Source organism: Haliovirga abyssi (genome assembly GCF_030295325.1).
Lineage (GTDB): Bacteria > Fusobacteriota > Fusobacteriia > Fusobacteriales > Haliovirgaceae > Haliovirga > Haliovirga abyssi.
The window spans coordinates 945,152-964,701 of sequence record NZ_AP027059.1 but is presented as its reverse complement, the minus strand read 5'-3'; the positions used below and the strand labels follow the sequence as shown (position 1 = coordinate 964,701).

22 protein-coding genes are annotated in these 19,550 nt (G+C 24.1%); all 22 read right to left on the bottom strand.

Going from position 1 to position 19,550, the window contains the following annotated elements; genetic code table 11:
• Position 1 precedes the first annotated feature (1 nt).
• Positions 2 to 700, bottom strand: a complete 699-nt coding sequence (locus RDY08_RS04325; protein WP_307905202.1) for a cytochrome c biogenesis CcdA family protein — start codon at positions 698 to 700, stop codon at positions 2 to 4.
• The gene (locus RDY08_RS04320; RefSeq protein ID WP_307905201.1) at positions 700 to 1,257 is read right to left on the bottom strand and encodes a TlpA family protein disulfide reductase; all 558 of its coding nucleotides are present in this window, start codon (positions 1,255 to 1,257) and stop codon (positions 700 to 702) included. The genes RDY08_RS04325 and RDY08_RS04320 overlap by 1 nt, the downstream gene beginning before the upstream one ends.
• A gap of 260 nt (positions 1,258 to 1,517) precedes the next feature.
• Positions 1,518 to 1,811, bottom strand: coding sequence for a phasin family protein (locus RDY08_RS04315; RefSeq protein WP_307905200.1), 294 nt, complete (start codon positions 1,809 to 1,811; stop codon positions 1,518 to 1,520).
• A 50-nt stretch (positions 1,812 to 1,861) separates the two neighbouring features.
• Positions 1,862 to 2,686, bottom strand: coding sequence for a malonyl-ACP O-methyltransferase BioC (bioC, locus tag RDY08_RS04310; RefSeq protein WP_307905199.1), 825 nt, complete (start codon positions 2,684 to 2,686; stop codon positions 1,862 to 1,864).
• Positions 2,679 to 3,392, bottom strand: coding sequence for a hypothetical protein (locus RDY08_RS04305; RefSeq protein ID WP_307905198.1), 714 nt, complete (start codon positions 3,390 to 3,392; stop codon positions 2,679 to 2,681). Before RDY08_RS04305 ends, bioC begins: the two co-directional genes overlap by 8 nt.
• The gene (locus RDY08_RS04300) at positions 3,389 to 3,736 is read right to left on the bottom strand and encodes a cupin domain-containing protein (protein WP_307905197.1); all 348 of its coding nucleotides are present in this window, start codon (positions 3,734 to 3,736) and stop codon (positions 3,389 to 3,391) included. Before RDY08_RS04300 ends, RDY08_RS04305 begins: the two co-directional genes overlap by 4 nt.
• Positions 3,733 to 4,830 (bottom strand): tRNA 2-thiouridine(34) synthase MnmA, encoded by a 1,098-nt coding sequence (mnmA, locus tag RDY08_RS04295; protein ID WP_307905196.1) that lies wholly within the window; start codon positions 4,828 to 4,830, stop codon positions 3,733 to 3,735. The genes RDY08_RS04300 and mnmA overlap by 4 nt, the downstream gene beginning before the upstream one ends.
• Positions 4,830 to 5,870: an alpha/beta hydrolase gene (locus RDY08_RS04290; protein WP_307905195.1), complete on the bottom strand. Its 1,041-nt coding sequence runs from the start codon at positions 5,868 to 5,870 to the stop codon at positions 4,830 to 4,832. The genes mnmA and RDY08_RS04290 overlap by 1 nt, the downstream gene beginning before the upstream one ends.
• A 142-nt stretch (positions 5,871 to 6,012) precedes the next feature.
• Entirely contained in the window at positions 6,013 to 6,360 is a 348-nt protein-coding gene (locus RDY08_RS04285; RefSeq protein ID WP_307905194.1) for a YbaB/EbfC family nucleoid-associated protein, read from the bottom strand.
• Positions 6,361 to 6,464: 104 nt separating this feature from the next.
• Positions 6,465 to 9,200, bottom strand: coding sequence for a DEAD/DEAH box helicase (locus RDY08_RS04280; RefSeq protein WP_307905193.1), 2,736 nt, complete (start codon positions 9,198 to 9,200; stop codon positions 6,465 to 6,467).
• A gap of 58 nt (positions 9,201 to 9,258) precedes the next feature.
• On the bottom strand, positions 9,259 to 10,242 hold the full coding sequence (locus RDY08_RS04275; protein ID WP_307905192.1) for an SPFH domain-containing protein: 984 nt from the start codon (positions 10,240 to 10,242) through the stop codon (positions 9,259 to 9,261).
• The gene (locus tag RDY08_RS04270) at positions 10,243 to 11,967 is read right to left on the bottom strand and encodes an ATP-binding protein (protein WP_307905191.1); all 1,725 of its coding nucleotides are present in this window, start codon (positions 11,965 to 11,967) and stop codon (positions 10,243 to 10,245) included. It lies immediately after the preceding gene.
• Positions 11,968 to 12,191: 224 nt separating this feature from the next.
• The gene (locus RDY08_RS04265; RefSeq protein ID WP_307905190.1) at positions 12,192 to 12,593 is read right to left on the bottom strand and encodes an NfeD family protein; all 402 of its coding nucleotides are present in this window, start codon (positions 12,591 to 12,593) and stop codon (positions 12,192 to 12,194) included.
• 59 nt (positions 12,594 to 12,652) lie between these two features.
• Positions 12,653 to 13,918, bottom strand: a complete 1,266-nt coding sequence (locus RDY08_RS04260) for an exopolysaccharide biosynthesis polyprenyl glycosylphosphotransferase (protein WP_307905189.1) — start codon at positions 13,916 to 13,918, stop codon at positions 12,653 to 12,655.
• A gap of 47 nt (positions 13,919 to 13,965) precedes the next feature.
• Entirely contained in the window at positions 13,966 to 14,673 is a 708-nt protein-coding gene (locus RDY08_RS04255) for a pseudouridine synthase (RefSeq protein WP_307905188.1), read from the bottom strand.
• Between the two features lie 77 nt (positions 14,674 to 14,750).
• Positions 14,751 to 15,575: an EamA family transporter gene (locus RDY08_RS04250; protein WP_307905187.1), complete on the bottom strand. Its 825-nt coding sequence runs from the start codon at positions 15,573 to 15,575 to the stop codon at positions 14,751 to 14,753.
• Between the two features lie 52 nt (positions 15,576 to 15,627).
• The gene (gene proB, locus RDY08_RS04245; protein WP_307905186.1) at positions 15,628 to 16,725 is read right to left on the bottom strand and encodes a glutamate 5-kinase; all 1,098 of its coding nucleotides are present in this window, start codon (positions 16,723 to 16,725) and stop codon (positions 15,628 to 15,630) included.
• Between the two features lies 1 nt (position 16,726).
• On the bottom strand, positions 16,727 to 17,608 hold the full coding sequence (locus tag RDY08_RS04240) for a polyprenyl synthetase family protein (protein WP_307905185.1): 882 nt from the start codon (positions 17,606 to 17,608) through the stop codon (positions 16,727 to 16,729).
• A 13-nt stretch (positions 17,609 to 17,621) separates the two neighbouring features.
• Positions 17,622 to 17,843: an exodeoxyribonuclease VII small subunit gene (gene xseB / locus RDY08_RS04235; RefSeq protein ID WP_307905184.1), complete on the bottom strand. Its 222-nt coding sequence runs from the start codon at positions 17,841 to 17,843 to the stop codon at positions 17,622 to 17,624.
• Positions 17,840 to 18,607, bottom strand: a complete 768-nt coding sequence (locus RDY08_RS04230; protein WP_307905183.1) for a sugar phosphate isomerase/epimerase family protein — start codon at positions 18,605 to 18,607, stop codon at positions 17,840 to 17,842. The genes xseB and RDY08_RS04230 overlap by 4 nt, the downstream gene beginning before the upstream one ends.
• A 167-nt stretch (positions 18,608 to 18,774) precedes the next feature.
• Positions 18,775 to 19,320 carry a 16S rRNA (guanine(966)-N(2))-methyltransferase RsmD gene (gene rsmD / locus RDY08_RS04225; RefSeq protein WP_307905182.1) on the bottom strand — a complete coding sequence of 182 codons (546 nt, stop codon included), beginning with the start codon at positions 19,318 to 19,320 and terminating at the stop codon, positions 18,775 to 18,777.
• Positions 19,295 to 19,531 carry a hypothetical protein gene (locus RDY08_RS04220; RefSeq protein WP_307905181.1) on the bottom strand — a complete coding sequence of 79 codons (237 nt, stop codon included), beginning with the start codon at positions 19,529 to 19,531 and terminating at the stop codon, positions 19,295 to 19,297. Before RDY08_RS04220 ends, rsmD begins: the two co-directional genes overlap by 26 nt.
• Between the last annotated feature and the right edge of the window lie 19 nt (positions 19,532 to 19,550).

Genomic DNA, 19,550 nt, shown 5'->3' with positions numbered 1-19,550 from the left:
TTTATAATGAAGATATTGCTCCTAATTTATTAAAAAATAGAACTAATCCCATTAAAATTAATATTAATCCACTAACTATCTCTACTACTTTTCCATATTTATTTATTTTATCTACAAATTTCATAAAATACTCTAATAAAAATCCAAATATTAAAAATGGAATTCCCATTCCTAAAGAATATATTATGAGATAAAAAACTCCTGTACTCATTGTTTTCGACTGTGAAGCATACATTACAACAGAAGCCAAAATAGGTCCTACGCATGGCGACCAACCTAAGGCAAAAAGTAATCCCAATCCATATGAAGAAAAATAATTACCAGGATTAATACGGATATTCAATTTTTTTTCTTGTGAAATTTGTTTTATTTTAAAAATTCCAGTCATATGAATTCCTAATACTATTACTAAAGTTCCTGCTATTTTATATGTAATATCATTACTAATTACCTTTGAAAAAATATTTGCGAAATATATAGCCCCAATTTCTATAATTACAAATATAGTTGTAAATCCTAAAATAAATGATAAAGTATGAAAAAATATTTTAAATCTTTTTTTATTATTTAATTCTTTCGCTCCAATCCCACTTATATATGATAAATAAACTGGAATTAATGGCAAAGTACAAGGAGAAAAAAAGCTCGCAATCCCTGCTCCAAACACTAATAATAGCGATAAATTTGTCATCCCATCCATTATTTAACACCTTTTGTTAATAATTGTACATTTAATTTTGACCAATCAGAACCACCTAACACTTTATTTTCTATAATTCCATCTTTATTTACAAGAAAAGTGGTTGGTATTGATTTAATAAAAAATTTTCTTGATAATACTCCACCCTTATCATAATAAATTGGAAAAGAATAACCATTGTCATCCACAAATTTTTGAACTTCAAAAGCCTGTTTTTGGTCAACTGATATAGCCACAATTTCAAATTTATCATTACTTCTATTATCATCATATAATTTTTGTATTGATGGCATCTCTCTTCTACATGGTGGACACCAAGTTGCCCAAAAATTTAATAAAACATATTTTCCTTTTAAATCTTCCATATTAATAATTTCACCATCTAATCTCATCACTTTGAAATCAGGTATTTTATTTCCTTTTTCAATTCCAACTTTGATATTTGATTCTACTTTTTTAGTTACTGATTGTTTTGATTCTTGATTTTTTTGTTTTGTTTCTCCACATCCTGCTATTAATAACAATGTTATTAATGACAATATCCCAATTTTTTTCATAAAATTTCCTCCAGTTTTTATATTTTTACTATTAAAAAAATTATTTTATTTAGCACAAGCATTATACCTCATTTTTCAATTTTTCTCAATGGAAAAATAAGCTACGCTTCATCTGGTAAAGCATAAATATTTTTCTAAATTTTTGGCTTCTGAAAAATTTTGTTTTGAAAAATCGCATATTTAAAAAAACGGCGTACCTTATTTTCTGAATAAATTTATACTTTCCTAGTAAATAAAAAAGGGGTTTCCCCCTTTTTTTATTACATATTATTTAATTTTTCTAGTATTTCATCTAATTTCTTTTCAATAATCTCTACTTTATCCTCTTTTGCATAGCTTTTTTCTTTTAATACCGATTCAATTTTTTCTGTAAGCTCCTCTTCAAATCCTTTTGCTTTTTTCAAAATTTCATCTGCATATTCTTTTCCCTCATTCTCTGCGATTTCTCCTCTTTTCACTAACTCTTTTACAACTTCATCCGCTTTTTCTTTTGTCATATCCAATAAACCAATTCCAGCTAACATAGTTTTTCTAAAAAAATCTTTTTCTATCATTTAGAACACCTCCTATATATTATAACAAAATTTTAAATCGTTATAATATATTATACTATATTTTTTTTTATTTCCTTTTTTATTTTACAAAAAATAATATGATTTGTTACAATTATCTTATTATTTTTTGTAAAATTTTTCTTATACTCTTTTTCTAATTGTTTATAAACTCCTGGTGTTAATATTTCTTTTTTTTCTTTAGCACTATTTGCTCCTATCTTTTTTATTGCAAATAAAAATTCTCTTACATTTTTAAATTTTTCTATATAGTTTTCTTCTATAAGTGTAAATTCAGCACCTATATCTCTTATAATTTTTTCAATATCATTCATTGAATAAAATGTTTGCGAATAATCATATTTTTCTGATATCGATTTTAATATTTTTCTCAATTCATTATATGTTTCTTTTCCAAATGTAGAAAATATAATTTCTCCGCCATTATTTAGACTATCATATAACTTATTTATTGTATTCTCGAAATCTTTAAACCATTGAAAAGTAGCATTTGAAATAATCAAATCATATTTTTTATTAAAATCATACTCTTCTGCATCTCCAACTATATAGTTTAAATTATTATTTATATTTTTAAATTTTTCTTTAGAAATCTTTATCATTTCGGGCGATATATCTATTAAATCCATATTCAGATTTTTATATTTTTTTAATATATACTCTGTTAATATTCCTGTCCCATTTCCTATTTCTAAAATTTGTTTTTTTGAATTCATATCACAATTTATATTTTTTTCTTTATGTTCAATAAACAATTTATTCAATTTTTCTGCCATATATTTTTGAACTTTTGCATATTTATCATATGTTTTAGCTCCTTTTGAAAAATTTTTTATAACTTTTTCTTTTTCAATCATACATAACTCCTAATATTTTTATGATTTCATCTTTTTTTTCAAATATAATATTGTGCCCACAATTACTTAATTTATGCACTTTTACTTTTTTAAATTTTTCTATTACTTTATTAGAATTATTGTTTATAATTATACTATCTTCTATTCCTAAAAATATTGTTAAAAGTATTTCATAATTAATCCCAATATAATTCAAGTCCCAATTTTCCAAAATATCCAATCCTTCTAATAAATATTCTGTATCTAAATTTATAATTCTCTCTTTATATTTTTCCCAATATTCTAAAAAATTGTTTTCTGAATAAAAATTTAATTTTATGAACTCTTTTAAAGTTTTTTCTTTATTTCTTAGTAAATTTTTTTTCATTCTTTTCACAATAACTTTAGGTGTAGTTTCTGTGAATTTTAAAGTTGGAGCAAACAAAATCAACCTATTAATTTTATTTTTTATATCTTTTTTAATTTCTTTTTTTTCTTCTTCTTTCTCTTCTTTTCCTAATAACAATTTTAAAGCTATTAAACTTCCTAAAGACCAACCAATTATATTTATAATATCATAACTTTTTATTGTATTTTCCAGATTTTTCCAGATTTTTTCCAAATCATAATCTTGTATAACTATAATTTTCCCTTTTAATTTTAAATTATCTAAATAAAATTCTTTGACACTTCCCCAACCAGGAAATATTATATTTAGTTCTTTCATTTTTTTATTATGAAAGCTATAAATTCCAATAGCTCATCTCCTATATTTTTTATACTATGAAATTCACCTTGTTTTGTATAAATCATATCACCTGCTTCAACTTCTTTTTCTATTCCATTGTCATTTACAATACCTTTACCAGTTAATATATAATATATTTCCTCATCATTTATATGTTGATGATATCCAACTTCACTATTTTTTTTTAATTGCATCATATTAAATCCTGTTAATGAATTTTCTAATTCTGAATCTTTCAAATACATGTTTGCTATAATTTCGCCTACCCCACCTCTTGGCTTTTCTGTTATTTGTTGTTTTGTATCTCCTATTTTAATTATCATAAACTTTTACCTCCTTCTATAAATCCACTTCCAAGAACTAAACCATCTTCTCTATAAAATACAGCTAGTTGCCCTGGTGTAATTGCTCTTACTCCTAATTCAAATGAAGCTTCTATTTTATTTTCATCTATTAATTTTAATTTAGCTCTATGCAATATATCTCTTGATCTTGTTTTTATATTGCAATATATATTATCTAATTCTTCTATCTTTTCTACTCCTAAAAGATTTATTTTAATCGCTATTAATTTATTTCTAAATAGTTCTTCATTATCCCCAACAATAACCCTATTATTTTTACTGTCTAAATCGACTACATATAGTGGTTTACTATATGATATTCCTAGCCCTTTCCTTTGTCCTATTGTATAAAAAGCTGTTCCTTTATGTTTGCCTACAACTTCGCCTTTTGTAGTTACTATTTCTCCATTTTTAAATATTTTCCCATCTGTCATATTCATAAGAAACTTTTTATAATCATCATTCTCTACAAAACATATCTCTTGACTATCTTTTTTAGCATAAACTCTTACACCTAATTCTTTTGCCAATTCTCTAACATAAGTTTTATTATAATTCCCAATAGGAAATAATATACTCTTAAAATAGTCTTTTTTTACTTGAGATAAAAAATACGCTTGATCTTTTTTTACGTCATCTCCCATATATAATTTTTCATTAATAACTTTTGCATAATGTCCTGTAGCTAAAAAATCAGCTCCAATTTTTTTTGAAAAATCCACTAATTTTCCTAATTTTATTTTTCTATTACATACTACACATGGATTAGGTGTATTGCCATTTATATAATCATCAATAAAATATTTAACAACTTCTTCTTTAAATTCTTTTTCAAAATTAACAACATAATGTGATATTCCCAAATCATCACAAACTCTTTTTGCATCATAAATATCATCTAATGAACAACAAGTTTTATTATTATCTCCTGAATCTTCTCCACCCCAATGTTTCATTGTTATTCCTATTATATTATATCCCTCTTTTTTTAACATATATGCCACAACAGAACTATCAACTCCACCACTCATTGCTACTGCTATAGTTTTATTTTTATTAATTATTTTATCCACTATTCCTCCTCTAACTTATCCCAAACATATAATAATAAATTTTCAAAATCTCTTCTAACATATTCCCAAGTATGCTCTTCATTTTCTACTAAATTAGCCTTATAATTCAATTTATACTTTTCTAATTTTTCACACATATCCTGCCATTGGTAAATCATATGATAATCCTCTATATCATTTTTCCCAACGCTCAAATAAAAATATTTTGATTTAAGTTCATCTTTTTTTTCTTTATATAGTTTATCAATTAATTTATATGGATTTTTATTTAACCATTTCATAGGAAAATTCCCAAAAGAATATTCAAATGATTTTCCATTTTCATCCTTAATAAATATATCTGGCAACCATAAAAATTTATATACACCTAATTCTTTTTTATTAAAAGCTACTCTATTTAAATTTAATGCTCCTGCAAAAGAACCTACAACTTTAAACTTCTCTATATTTCTCATAAACAAAGCATACGCTCCATATCCACCCATAGAAAACCCAGCAATAGCTCTTTTATCCGGTGATTTATATACAGAATATTTTTTTTCTACATCTGGAATAAGCTCTTTTATAAAATAATCTTCATATTTATTTTTTTTATCTCTTTCAAAATTAGTATACCAGCTTCTACCATCATTTCCAGATTCTGGGAAAATCAAAATCATATCTCCAATTATTTTCTTATTTCTAATTTCTTTATATCTACTTAAAATTTCTGCTTTGTCAAACCAATATTCTGCTTTATCTGTAATTCCATGTAAAAGATATAATACAGGATATTTTTTATTTTTATTATAATTTTGGGGTAATAAAACATAATATTCCATAGTTTCTGGAACAAATTTACTTTTAATACTATTTTTTTTTATATTATTTTCTAACATAAAAGATTGAAATTCCATTTTCTTTACCCCTTTTTTGCTTTTTTCAGAATTATATTTTTTATTATTTATTTTTTTTACACTATTATAATTTAATATTTCATCATTAAATTTATTACATCCTATAACTAAAAATAATAGTACTAATAATAACCATTTCTTCAACTTTTTCACTCCTATTAATAATATTGTTATTTCTATTTGGTCTATCTTAATTTTTTTATTATCTCTTCTCATTTATTCATCAGTGTTAATCCTGTAGTTCCAACTTTCCCCTAACAAACTAAAAAAGAGAGGCAAACCTCTCTTAAATTAATCCTGGTATATCAAGTCCACCTGTAACTTTGCCCATCTCTTTTTCTGCCATTTCTTCTGCTTGTCTCATTGCTTCTTTTACAGCAGAAACTATTAAATCTTGTAGCATTTCAATATCTTCTGGATCAACTATATCTTTCGATAATTCAATCCCTATTAATTCTTTTTGACCATTAACTTTTGCTACAACAGCTCCACCGCCAACTGAAGCTTCTATCTCTTTTTCCTTTAGTGATTCTTGAACCAAAAGCATCTTCTTTTGCATTTCTTGTGCTTGCTTTATTAAATTTTTAGAGTTCCCTCCACCATTACTTTCTTTTGATTTTAATTTTCTTACCATGAAATTATTATCCTCCTCACATTTTATTAAAAACGGCTCATCAAATAAATAAATTGATTTTAAACGTTCTTTATTATATCATATTTAAAAATATCTTTCAATAATTATTCTAAAATATCTTTTAAATCCTCTATGGTTAACCTACCTGTAGCCTCTTTATTTCCACTTATTATAGTATCAAAAAGTTCTTTCTTCCTATTTTGAATTTTCAATATTTTTTCTTCAATAGATTTTTTAACTATCAGCTTATATACATTTACATTTCTAGTTTGCCCTATTCTATATACTCTATCTGTAGCTTGATTTTCAGTCATAGGATTCCACCAAGGATCTATATGTATTACTGTATCAGCAGAAGTTAAATTTAACCCAACCCCACCAGCTTTTAAACTAATTAAAAATATTTTTATAGTTTCATCTGTATTAAATCTCTTTACTGTTTCTCCTCTTTCTTTGGTTTGACCTGTTAAAATTTCAAATTTTATTTTTTTATGTTCCAAATGACTTTTTACAATTTCTAGCATTTTTACAAATTGACTAAAAATTAAAATTTTATGATTTCCTTCAATTGCTTCATCAATTAATTCTTTTAATAATTCAAATTTTCCCGAAGGAATATCTTTCCCTCCCTCTATAAGTTTAGGATGATTACATATCTCTCTCAAATATGTAATCGCTGATAAAATTGTAAAATATGATTTTGAAAAACCTTTTTCTTCAATACTATCATATACTTTATTTCTCATATTTTCTAATATATGTTCATAATAATCTCTTTGCTTGTCCGAAAACTCTACTTTTACTATTTGTTCTATTTTTTCTGGTAACTCTTTTAAAACATCTACTTTTTCCCTTCGAAGTATAAAGGGTGCCAGTTTATATTTTAAATATTCCATTCCTTCTTTTGTATTATATTGTTCATAACGTCCTAAATATCCTGGCATTAAAAATTCAAAAATTGTCCATAATTCTTTTATTGAATTTTCAATAGGTGTTCCTGTTAATGCTAATTTTGTGTGACTTTTTATTTTACTTATTGCTTTATAAATAACAGTATTCCTATTTTTTATATGTTGCGCTTCATCCAGTATCATATATCTAAATTCAAACTCTTCAAACTTTTCAAAATCTTTTCTCAAAATGCTATATGATGTTAAGATTACACTAGATTTTTTTATTTCTTCAAAAATCTTTTTCCTCTTTCCAATTCCTCCATCATATATTACAACTTTATCATTTATACTTGGCAAAAATTTTTCTATCTCTTCTTTCCAATTATATATTAATGATTTCGGTGCAACTATTAATATCATTTCATTATTAGAAAGCTCATCAATCATAGCTATACTTTGTATTGTTTTTCCAAGCCCCATATCATCTGCTAAAATTCCTGAAAATTTAAATTCATCTAAAAATTTTAGCCATTTAACTCCATCTTTTTGATAATCTCTTAATAAAGATTTTAATCTATTATTTAATTTTATATCTTTAAAAAATATCTTTCCAGTATCTAATTTAAATTTATCTTTTAATTTTTCTACATTACACAATAACTCTTCTTTTGTCCCAGAAAATTCATAATTCTCTATATTTTCACCATTTGGTTGTACATAATATATTTTATCATTTTGTACATCAAAATTATATTTTTTTATATTTAATAACTCTTCATTTTCTAAATCCCTATTTTTTATTTTATATTTTATTTTTAAACTTGTATTTTTATCATTAAAATTTAATTTAACCTCTTTTTCAAGTTTTATTTTGTTGATTCCATTCACAACCCAATTTTTATTAATTTTATTATAGTTTTCTTTAAAAAATCTATTTTCGCAAATAAATAGCTTACCTGTAAATTTCAGATTTTTATTTTTAAGAAACCCTATATATTCTTTATACTCATCAATATTAATTCTTCTATATTCATATTCAGAAATCCTGTGATAAGTTGCATCTATTTTTAATATCTCTTCATTTTTATACTTTTTATTATCAATTATAATTTCTGGGTATAACAGAACTCTTTTTTTATGCATTTTAAAATTTAATATATATTTTACCTCTTCTTCATATAATACATATTTTTTTAGCTCTTCTGAAAATTTCACATTCCCTTTAATATATATTTTCATTAAATCTTCAAATATAATCTTAGGAGTGATCTCTTTTCCTTTAAATTTAATTATATCTTTATCTTCTACTTTAACTATATTTTTATTTCTAACTTTATCATAAATTTTTTTTATCTCTATTTTATCCTCTTCTTTATAAATTAAATATTTTTCTAATTCTAGCTTTAATTCAATGTTTAATTTTTTTAATATTTCAGCTATTTTATACGTTATTTTATAATTTCTATTTTTTTTTATTTCATACAAAATAGCCCTTTCATTATAACTCATATTCTCTAAATATTTTTCTATATTGCTCTTTAATTCTCCATAACCCTTTATCCAATTTTTAATTTCTATTTCATAATCTACTTCTACTTTATTTCCTTTTATATTGTATCTGTATTTCAAAAATTTATTTTTTATTTTTTTGTTTTTTATTTCTTTTGTTTCATCTGAAAATTTTAAAACAGTCGCCACTATATGACTACAAATAAAATGAGAATAACAACTACAATTAAAATTAGATAAATACTCTTTTTCAAAATTTAAAAATAGAGAAACATTTTTTATTTCTCCATAATCATTTATTCTTGCTTCAACTGAATAAACATTTGAAAGCTCTTTTTTAGCTTCATAATATATTATTTTATTTTTTTTATATAATTCTGCTCCTTTTTCTAAATTATAATCTTCTGTAATTGCTTCAAGTAATTCTTTTATTAGCATTTTTTCTCCTTCTTATCTTTCAAAAATTTGCCCATAAAATAAAGAGGGATAACCCTCTCTATTTTTTACTGTTATCGAAAAGTTCTTTTATACTTCCTAATGAGCTTAATAAACCTGATGTTTCATATGGCATAAATACAACTTTATCATTTGAACCTTCACTTATATTCTTTAATGCTTCTATATATTTTAATGCTACAAGGTAATTTACAGAATCTGTTTTCTCTATATCAATTGAATCTGTTATCATATTTATTGTTTTTGCTTCTGCTGATGCTACTTTTAATCTCGCCTCTGCTTCTCCTTCTGCTTTTAGTATATTTGAACGTTTTATCCCTTCAGCTCTTGCAATTTGAGAATCTCTTTCGCCCTCAGCATTCAATATTTTTGCCTTTTTAGCTCCTTCTGCTGTTAATATTGAAGCTCTTTTATCTCTTTCTGCTTTCATCTGTTTTTCCATTGCTGTTCTAATCTCTTTAGGAGGTATTATATCTTGAAGTTCTACTCTATTTACTTTTACTCCCCATTTATCTGTTGCTTCATCTAATATTAATCTTAATTTACTATTTATTGTATCTCTTGATACTAATGTCTCATCTAAATCAAGCTCTCCTATTACATTTCTAAGAGTTGTTTGAGTTAATTTTTCTATTGCATCTGGCAAATTATTTATCTCATATGCAATTTTTTTAGGATCCGTTATCTGAAAATACAATAATGCATTAATTTCTATTGTAACATTATCTTTTGTGATTACATTTTGTTTTGGAAAATCATATACTGTTTCTCTCAAATCAATTCTTGTTACATTTTTTGTTTGATATACACTTTGATTGTCCAAACTAGCTTTTACATATTTCCATACAACTGTTCTTGGTGTTTCAAATATTGGAATTATAAAATTTAGTCCATTTGATAAAGTCCTATTATAACTCCCCAACCTCTCAATAACAATTACTTCTGCTTGCCTTACAACAATTATACCTCTTAATATAAATATTACTACAAAAATCAAAAAAGCAATACTAAAAACTTCAAACATTTAAATCTCCTCCTTCATTTTTAAAATTTTTATTTTTACCATTGTTCCATAATCATATTTACTTTTTACTTTTATTTCTCCACTATAATGTTTCAAAATATTTTTAACAACTATTAATCTCATTCTACTTTCATTTTTTTCAATATTGTAAAACAGATCAAAAATTTCTTTATACTCTTCTGGTGTCATCCCTTTCCCATTATCTTTTACAATAATTTTGATATACTCATTTTTTTCAATTATAAAAATTTTAATTTTTCCAATTTTTTCTTTTGTTTGTTTTGCTTTGTAAATTGATTCTATACTATTTTCTAATAAATTTTCAATTATGCTTCTAATTTCTCCATATTCTCCATATACATTTGGCGTACTCCTCCCAATATATCTCAATCCAAATTCAATATCTTTGTTAATTTTGCTTTTCATTCTTAAAACTTCTGTAAAAACATTGTTTATTTTTATAACTCTATAATTTTCGCTCTCAACTTTGCATTCTTTCAGAAACTTATCAACTATCATTTTAGAGGTTTTTACCGCTATCTCAATATCTTCCATCTTTTCTAATATCTCTTTATCGTCCGTATCCATCTTTAACATTTCTGCATTAGTTAATATTGTGCTTAATGGTGAATTTAGTTCATGCGCTATTTCTCCTGAAATATGAGCTATCGTAGACATTTTACCCTTTTCAATTAACATAGCTTGTGTATTCTTTAATTCTTCTAAAAGATATTTTAATTTTTTATTTTTTTTCTCAATAGAATCAATATATTCTTTCCTAATTTCCTCATTAGAAATCATTCTCTGAATTATTTTTTGAGCTTCTATTCTATCTCTTAGTTTTTTAACCATATTATTTATATTATTTGCTAAACTTCCCAACTCATCATTTGATTTGATTTTTACTTCTGTATTTATATCACCTTTTATTATTTTCTGTGTAAAGCCTTCTATTTTTTTTATTGGTACCGCTATAATTAAATATATAAATGCAGTAAATATTATACCTAAAATTATAATAATAAAAGCCAATAACATCGCATTTTTTCTAAAAAAATCTAAAAAATTTTCAAAACTTTTTTTCTCTAAATATAATATTCCAATCCCCCATGTTTTTCCAAAATATTTTAATGGAAAATATACACTCGAATAATTTTTATTATTGATTAATATATTATTTCTAATTACTTTTTTATTATCTCTTTTTACTTTTTCTAAATATTTTTTTTCTCCTATATCTTTATAAATTTTCCTACTTACCTTATCATAAAAATCTGACAACATAATATTTTCCAGATCATTATTTGAATATACTACATATTTTTCATATGAATTTCTCAAAAATATTTTTCTATAATCAAATTCTGTAATATATTTTTCTAATTTATAGCCATTTATATAATACAAAAAAACAATTCTGTCTTTCAAAACTATAATTTCATCTTTTAAATCAGAGCCTTTACCTAAAATTTTTTCTATACTATCACATTCATTTTTAACTGTGGAAATACTCATATTCTCCATTTCTCTTTGAAATTTTTCTTTATAAAATTCATACTCTTTTACTATAGAAAAATTAATTTCATCACTTTGATTTATAACTTCTTTTACTAAAATATTATTATATTGATTATTTGTTTTATTAAAATATATTAATCCAATCAAAAAACCAGGAATTATAAAAAGAATTATTAGCATTAATAATATTTTAGAATACAATTTCATAATTTATATCTCCCAGCTAGGAATGGCTTAAAAATAACATTCCAATTTTGTTTTAAAATATGCAATAATTTAGGAACACTTTAAAAATAACTTTATCCTTTTGTTTTAAAATACGCAACGATTCAAGCGTTTTTACAACAAAATATATAGAAATATTTTTTAAATGTTCTTCAACCGTTTTTATAACAAAATATATAAAACTTATTTTTTTAATATCCCTTAAATTATTTTAAAATTAATTTTGTCCCATCAATTTTATCTATTACTACGCTATCTCCTTTTTCCAACTGCTTTTCACTTATTCCTATCCACTCTTCTCCAAAAACTTTAATCAAATATCTATTATTCTCCATCTTTTTTGTAACTACACCAGATTTTCCAGAATAGTTATCTACATTTGCTTTATAATCTGTTTTTTTATTTAAAAATTTTGATTTTTTTAACAATATAAACATACCTAAAGATAACAAAGCTAATATAAAACTTAATATAAAAATATCTTTTATAAATAGTGAAAACAAAGATGTCACAATAAATGAAACGCCTATACTAAAAAATAAAAATATTCCTGGAGTAAGTATTTCTAAAACAAAGCATAAAATTCCCAATGCTAATAAAATATACAACTTTATCACCCCTTTTTCTATTATAGCAGTATCTGTTCAAAATTTTAAAACCATTGATTTTATTGACCTCTTCCAAATATAACTGTTTTCACTGTCTTAAAGAAAATACTTATATCTAATACTAGCGATTGATGTTTTATGTAATATAAATCATATTGTAATTTTTCAAAAGCATCTTCTATTGAAGCCCCATAAGAATAATTAACTTGTGCCCAACCTGTAAGACCTGGTTTCACTGAATGCCTTATATTATAAAATGGTATTGTATTTTCTAACACATCAATAAAATGTTGCCTTTCTGGTCTTGGACCTATAAATGTCATTTCTCCATTCATAACATTTATAAGTTGAGGTAACTCATCAATTCTAGTTTTTCTCATTATTTTTCCAAATTTTGTAACTCTATCATCCTTTTTTTTTGCCCATTGTGGCCCTTCTTTTTCTGCATCTGCTTTCATAGATCTAAATTTAATAATTTTAAACGGTTTATTCCCCATACCTATTCTTTCTTGTACAAAAAATATTGGTCCCTTAGATTCAATTTTTACAATTATTGCTGCAATAATCATTATTGGGAATGCGGGTATAAATATAATTAAAGACATAATTATATCTAGTACTCTTTTTAATCTTTGATTAAAACCATTATGAATTATATCAAATCCTTCTCCAAATAAAAACCATTCTTCATTTATTGCTTTTACAGGTACTTTTTCTTCAATAGCTTCATAAAAATTTAAAAAATCATATAATTTAATACCACTCATTTTTATTTTTAATAATTCCCCTAATATATCTTCTGCAATTGGTTTTTGTAAGTTTAGTATTAATATATCTATATCATCTTTTTTTATTTTCTCTTCTAAATTTTTTAATTTATTATTTTTAATCTCCACCATCCCTTTTGTAATATATCTTCCATTTTTTATAGCCAACTCTTTAATTATCTCATAATTTATATTTTTTTCTCCTAATACTAAAATATTTTCTGTCTTTATCATAAAATTCAAAATTATAAATTTTATGATATTTTGAAATATATATTCAAATAATACTAGAATAGCAATATTTTTTAATCCATAACTTATTATTAATAAACTTAAACTTAAATTTATAACACTTGAAGTGAAAAACATTTTTGTTTTATATTTATTATCTTGAAAATCATATATATTTCCCAAAAAAAATATGGTAAATAATATTATACTAAAAATTGTGAAATTAAAATTAAATTTTATATTTAATATCATTGAACAAATTATATAAAACAGTATATTTAAAACTATAAATGAAAAACTTATTATTTTCTTTTTGATATATCCCATTATTGCACGCCACCTCTTATTTTATATTTAGGAATAGATAAAAAATATTATTTTTTAATATTTTCTAACATCTCTTTTATTTCATCCTTTTTCAGATATCTCCATTTCCCATATTCTACACTATCTATATAAATATTTTTTATTCTGATTCTAATTAGCTTTTTTACATTTAACCCAACTTTTTTTGCCATTTTCCTAATTTGTCTATTTATCCCTTCTGTTAATATAATTTTATACGAATATTCGTTAACTTTTTTTATTTTTGTTGGCTTAGTTTGTTTATTATCAATCACCATCCCTTTTCTCATTTTATCTAATAACTTTTCATTGATTTTTTTATCTACAGTTACCAAATATTCTTTTTCTTTCTCAAAATCTGGATATGTTATTTTAAATACAAACTCTCCATCATTTGAAAAAATTAACAGTCCTTCACTTTCTTTATCCAATCTTCCTGCATAAGTTAAGTTTTTAATATTAGGCAGCAGTTCTAAAACTGTTTTTCCCTCTTTTTTATTTTTGCTTGTAACATATCCTTTTGGCTTATTTAAAACTAAATACACATAATTTTCTTTTTCCTTTTTCAGCTTATCTGAAATTTCTATAACATCTTTTTCTATATCTATTTTTGTACCTAATTCTTTTACAACTTTTCCATTTAATTTTATGTAACCTTTTTCTATAAATTCATCTGCTTTTCTTCTAGAACTTATTCCTAAATCTTTTAAATATTTATTAAGCCTTATTTTATTCATAATTAATCACCTTTATTATAACATAGTTTTTTACCAAAATAAACTCTCTTTTTTTAATTCTTTCCTTTTAACTTTTATTATGAAACATATACTAAAACTCCTCCTGCCAATATAAATAATCCACCTAAAAATTTCGTTTTCCAATTTTGTATCTCTTTTAATATAATAATACTAAATACAAATCCAAAAATTAAATTCATTCTCATTAATGGAGATATTTTTGTAACTGCTCCATATTCTAAAGATATAAAATATAAACCTGTTGCTATACTTGAGAAAAAAGCCGGTAATAAAACTGTTCTACTACTTTTAATCTTGCTTATCAAAGTTATTTCTGATTTTGTTATAATTTCATAAGTAGAGAACAATAATGACAAAAATATAAATGAAATCACAGAAAAAAATATTCCATTAGAGTTATCTACTCCCACTTTTGCTATTACACTCCCTATTCCACTTAAAATTGCAACAATAATTCCCCATTTAGAAAATTTCCCAATTTTATAAAACAGTATTCCACCTACGATTATCATTACTGTCCCAAACACTAATATCAAATTTATCTTTTCTATTAATAAAAACGGAGTAAAAATTAATGTAAATATTGGTGACGTATTAACAAAAGCATATGTAGAATAATAATCTTCTTCTGCACCCTTTACTATAAATAAAGTTCTAACTCCTTCTATTATACTATATATTATAGCAAAAAACAAAAAATTTACTGTGATATAGCTCATATTAAATTTTATTATAAAAATAGGAAATAGAAACAGCACACATAAGCTTCTAAATATGATAGTAAATTGAATTGGCGATAAATCTACACTTTTCTTTTTTGTTAAAGATGTCCATAATGCATTAAAAAATGATCCGCCAATAACTAAATATATCCAATTCAATTGCTACCTCCTATATCATAATCTTTTCATCTTTATATTTTTAATAATACTATCAAATTAAAATCATATTATTTCTATGAACTATCTCATCTTGATATTTATATCCTAATATTTTATCTATTTCATAACTTTTTTTACCTTTTATTTTCAATAGTTCATCACTCGAATAATTGGTTAATCCTCTTGCAATTTCCTCTTTATTATGAAAGATCTTAATACTATCTCCTATTTTAAACTTTCCACTTAACCCAACTATTCCACCTGATAAAAGACTTTTCCCTTTATTTAATGCTTCATATGCTCCCTTATCTATATAAATTTCTCCTTTTTTTCTTGCTCCATACCCTATCCATAATTTTTTCTTGGATATTTTTTTCTTATTTGGTGAAAATTTTGTTCCTATTTGTTTTCCATTTAAAATATCTACTATATTATCTAATGAATTTCCATTAATAATTACCATTTCTACATTAAATTTCATACAAACTTCTGCAGCCTCAAGTTTTGTTATCATTCCACCTGTTCCAACTTTACTCCCTGCTCCACCTGCATTTTTTTTCATATCTTTTGTGATATCAAACACTTCTTTTATTAATACAGCATCATTATGATTTTTAGGATTTTTATTATATAATCCATCTATATCAGATAAAATAATTAATAACTCTGCATCAACAATTGCTGCTACCCTTGCAGATAAATTATCATTATCTCCAATTTTTATCTCTTCAGTAGAAACAGTATCATTTTCATTTATAATTGGTACTGCATTATAATGCAAAATTTCTAATAAAGTATCCCTTGCATTAATTAGTCTAGTCCTGTTATGTAAATCATCGCTTGTTAATAAAACCTGCGCTCCCAATATGTTGTTATTTTCAAGATTTTCTTTATATTTTCTCATTAAATATGGCTGCCCAATGGCTGCCATAGCTTGTTTTTGCCTTATATTCAATTTTAAACTTGATATTCCAACTTTTTCTTTTCCTACTGCAACTGCACCTGAACTAACAATTATAAATTCAATATTATCTTTTTTCTTAAATTTAGATATTATTTTAATCAAATTTTTAATTTTTTCATCATCTACTTTTCCATCTCTAACAAGGTTGCTACTTCCTATCTTTATAACTACCCTCTTATAATTCATACTATTTTTCCCTCGCTTCAATATATTCTGCTAATGCAACAAAATATTTTCCTTTTTCTCCAAATTCCTTTTCTATAATTTCTTTTGCTTTTTCAACTTTTTCTTTTAACATCTCTTTTGTTCTTTCTAATCCAAATATTGATGGATATGTAGCTTTATTTAATCCTTGATCGCTTCCAATAGGTTTTCCTATTGTTTCAAAATCACCTTCTATATCTAAAATATCATCTTTTATTTGAAAAGCCAATCCAATTAAATCAGCATATTCTGTTAAATATTCAATCTCTTTTTCTGTTGCCTCTCCTATAATTGCTCCAACTTGAATTGGAACTCTTATCATCATTCCCGTTTTATGAGTATGTATATATTGTAAAGTAGGTAAATCTATATTTTTACCCTCTGATTCTATATCTATCATTTGCCCCCCAATCATTCCTTGAGTCCCTGCGGCATATGATATTTTTTCAATTATTTTAATTGTTTTTTCAGAAGACAATTTTTCATTTTTATTCGCTAAAATATAAAAAGCATAAGTCAACAAAGAATCACCTATTAATATTGCCTCTGCTTCTCCAAACTTTTTATGAGTTGTACTTTTCCCTCTTCTATAATCATCATTATCTAACGCCGGCAAATCATCATGCACAAGTGAATAACTGTGAATCATTTCTATTGCTGCAGCAGTTGGAAATCCTAAGTTTATATCTTTTCCTAAAAGTTCCAATGTCATTAATAACAATACTGGTCTTAATCTTTTTCCACCATTTAAAACTGAGTATTTCATTCCATCTTTTATTACTTCTGGATAATTTAATTCTTCAAAATAATCTCTTAATGTTTTTTCTACTTCTAGACCTCTTAATTTCAAATATTCTTTTATCATATTTTCCTCCAATCTATTGAAAATCCGCTATTTCTATATCTCCTGATTCATTTAAATTAATTTTTTTTATTTTGCCTTCAATAGAATCTAATTTCCCTTTACAAAATTTTATCATTTCCATTGCTTTTTCATATTTCTTTACAGACTCCTCTAATTCAACTTCTCCATTTTCTAATTCATCTATAATCTCATCTATTTCTAATAACGCCTCTTCAAATTTTAGATTTTTTTTCATTTAAGCAACCCCTTTCTTACAAATTCCATATCTTTATATAATTTTTCATCAAAATTTGTTTCTAATGTTACTGTATATTCTTTCAAATATTTCTTAAATATTTGAAAATAGTTTTCAAATTCAATTTTTCCTTCTCCAAAATGAAAATGTTTATCTTCAAGCAGATCATTATCATGCAAATGTAGATGTGTAATCCTATTACCATATTTTTTAAATAATTCTTCTATTTTTATATTTTTTTGATAAACTGCTGAATGTCCAATATCAAAACATAAATTTATATTAGAAAACTTTTCAACTATAAATTTATATATAATATCATTATCATCCCATACATTTTCTATAACCAATTCTATATTCATTTCTCTTGCTACTTTTTCTATTTTAGTTAATTCTAACTCAAATCTTTTTAACCATTTTTCCTGTCCTTGACCTTTTCTTAATGGATTCATCCCACTATGAAGCACACTTTTTTTAACTCCTAAAACAGATGATAAATCTAATGATTTTATTATTAAATCACTTGAATATTCTCTTATAATAGAATCTCTACATCCTAAATCTAATCCATGAATAGGTAAATGTGATGTGATTTTCAAATTATTCTCTTTTAATAATTTTGATAATTTTAAAATTTTACTTAATCTCATATTATTAATAAATTCAACATCATATAATGATATTTCTATACCAACTTTATTTTTTATAAAAAACTCTATATTTTTTTCTATATTTTTTATATCTTGTTTAATATATAATTTCATTATTTTACCTCCAGTTGAAGATGATTTAAAATCAATTTTTTTAATCGTGATTAATATAATTCTCTTAAATTAATTGATTATTAATATCTAAACTAATCCGTATAGACACCTGTAAGGGCAATTCATGAATTGCCCCTACAAAAAGACACAAAAGATATACAAATATCCTAGCTATAAAATGTTAATACTTTTCCACTATATTTTCTCTCATCAATTTTATTTAATTTCCCAATTACATCAGGTAATTTTTCTTTTATATGATGTTCTGCAATTATCAATCCATTTTCTTCTAATAAATTTGAATCTAATATTTTCGCAATAACTTCCTCACATACTTCATCTTTATATGGTGGATCCATAAAAATAATATCAAATGTTTCTCTTTTATTTGATAATATCTCAATAGCTCTTAATACTTCGTTTCTATATGCTCTACATCTATCTTCAAATCCTAAGCTATTTACATTTTCTATAATAATTCTCAATGCTTCTCCATTTTTTTCTATTATTATTGCTCTTTTAGCTCCTCTACTAAGTGCTTCTAAAGCAATACTTCCTGTCCCACCATATAGATCAAGAAAAACTGAATCATTTATATATGGCTGTAAAATTGAAAATAGAGATTCTTTTACTCTCTCTAATGTTGGCCTTACATTATGACCAGATTGACTTTTTATTCTTTTATTCTTAGCTGTTCCTGCTATTATTCTCATAATCTCTCACCTTTTCCACAAAGTCTATTCTTTTCAAATAGCTTTTAATATTTTTTATCTCTTCTGTTAATTCTTTTGTTCTATAATTTAATTTTGTTCTGTTAATTCTATTTTCTAATACACCATTTGATTTAAACCCTTGTACATTATTTTTCAAATAAGCTAGTTCTTTTTCTTTTTTTATTAGTATTTCTTCAAATTTTTCTTTCAAATTAATACACCTCTAATTT